This is a genomic window from Pedococcus ginsenosidimutans (genome assembly GCF_039544395.1).
Lineage (GTDB): Bacteria > Actinomycetota > Actinomycetes > Actinomycetales > Dermatophilaceae > Pedococcus > Pedococcus ginsenosidimutans.
In genome coordinates this window covers 1-2,061 of record NZ_BAABLO010000022.1, presented here as the reverse complement: position 1 = coordinate 2,061, position 2,061 = coordinate 1, and the positions used below count along the sequence as shown (strand labels likewise).

Below are 2,061 nucleotides of genomic sequence, written 5' to 3'. Positions count from 1 at the left end.
GCGTCCGATCCTTGAGAACTCAACAGCGTGTCAAAAATCGATGCCAATTACCTCGTCTCTGGGGTGCCGGCTGCATGGCCTTTCTGGTTGTGGGTTGGTGTTCTGGAACGAAAATCCTTTGGTTGAACATTGAATGCTAGTGATTTTGCTAGTTGTTCTTGCTCAGTCAGTTTGACGACCCTTCTGGGGTTTCGCTTTTCCTGCCGCGCTGGTCGTGGTGGGTAGCAAACATCAATGGAGAGTTTGATCCTGGCTCAGGACGAACGCTGGCGGCGTGCTTAACACATGCAAGTCGAACGGTGACGAATGGAGCTTGCTCTTTTCTGATCAGTGGCGAACGGGTGAGTAACACGTGAGTAACCTGCCCCAGACTCTGGAATAACCCCGGGAAACCGGAGCTAATACCGGATATGACACCAATCTGCATGGATATGGTGTGGAAAGTTTTTCGGTCTGGGATGGACTCGCGGCCTATCAGCTTGTTGGTGAGGTAATGGCTCACCAAGGCGACGACGGGTAGCCGGCCTGAGAGGGCGACCGGCCACACTGGGACTGAGACACGGCCCAGACTCCTACGGGAGGCAGCAGTGGGGAATATTGCACAATGGGCGAAAGCCTGATGCAGCGACGCCGCGTGAGGGATGACGGCCTTCGGGTTGTAAACCTCTTTCAGCAGGGAAGAAGCGAAAGTGACGGTACCTGCAGAAGAAGCACCGGCTAACTACGTGCCAGCAGCCGCGGTAATACGTAGGGTGCGAGCGTTGTCCGGAATTATTGGGCGTAAAGAGCTTGTAGGCGGTTTGTCGCGTCTGCCGTGAAAATTCGAGGCTCAACCTCGAACTTGCGGTGGGTACGGGCAGACTAGAGTGTGGTAGGGGAGACTGGAATTCCTGGTGTAGCGGTGAAATGCGCAGATATCAGGAGGAACACCGATGGCGAAGGCAGGTCTCTGGGCCACTACTGACGCTGAGAAGCGAAAGCATGGGGAGCGAACAGGATTAGATACCCTGGTAGTCCATGCCGTAAACGTTGGGAACTAGGTGTGGGTCTCATTCCACGAGATCCGTGCCGCAGCTAACGCATTAAGTTCCCCGCCTGGGGAGTACGGCCGCAAGGCTAAAACTCAAAGGAATTGACGGGGGCCCGCACAAGCGGCGGAGCATGCGGATTAATTCGATGCAACGCGAAGAACCTTACCAAGGCTTGACATATGCGAGAACGCGGCAGAGATGTCGTTCTCTTTGGACACTCGCATACAGGTGGTGCATGGTTGTCGTCAGCTCGTGTCGTGAGATGTTGGGTTAAGTCCCGCAACGAGCGCAACCCTCGTTCTATGTTGCCAGCACGTGATGGTGGGGACTCATAGGAGACTGCCGGGGTCAACTCGGAGGAAGGTGGGGATGACGTCAAATCATCATGCCCCTTATGTCTTGGGCTTCACGCATGCTACAATGGCCGGTACAAAGGGCTGCGATACCGCGAGGTGGAGCGAATCCCAAAAAACCGGTCTCAGTTCGGATTGGGGTCTGCAACTCGACCCCATGAAGTCGGAGTCGCTAGTAATCGCAGATCAGCAACGCTGCGGTGAATACGTTCCCGGGCCTTGTACACACCGCCCGTCAAGTCACGAAAGTCGGTAACACCCGAAGCCGGTGGCCCAACTCGCAAGAGGGGGAGCCGTCGAAGGTGGGACTGGCGATTGGGACTAAGTCGTAACAAGGTAGCCGTACCGGAAGGTGCGGCTGGATCACCTCCTTTCTAAGGAGCACTGGCCAGCTTGTCTGGTCCAGGGCCTGGTCTGTCCCCGAGTGTGGGGCAGCAGGTGCTCAAGGGTGGAACATCGATTATTTGGCGCTGACGCTCATCGGTGTCGCTAGTACAAGCTGTGTCCTCTCCTTCGGGGGTGGCCGGCAGTGGAACGCGACCTGGGTGGGGGGAGGCGCCTGACACGTTGTTGGGTCCTGAGGGCTCGGGCGAAAGCTCACCTCAGGCCGTTTACGGCCTTGGACCCCCGTCGCGGACGAACCGCTCGACCTCTTGTGGGTTGGGTAGGCGCCGGTA

Annotated in this window: 1 rRNA gene; it reads left to right on the top strand. The window is 57.0% G+C overall.

Annotation, left to right across the window (positions count from 1 at the left end):
- Positions 1 to 231 precede the first annotated feature (231 nt).
- Positions 232 to 1,758, top strand: a 16S ribosomal RNA gene (locus ABEA42_RS18490).
- The last annotated feature ends 303 nt before the right edge of the window (positions 1,759 to 2,061 follow it).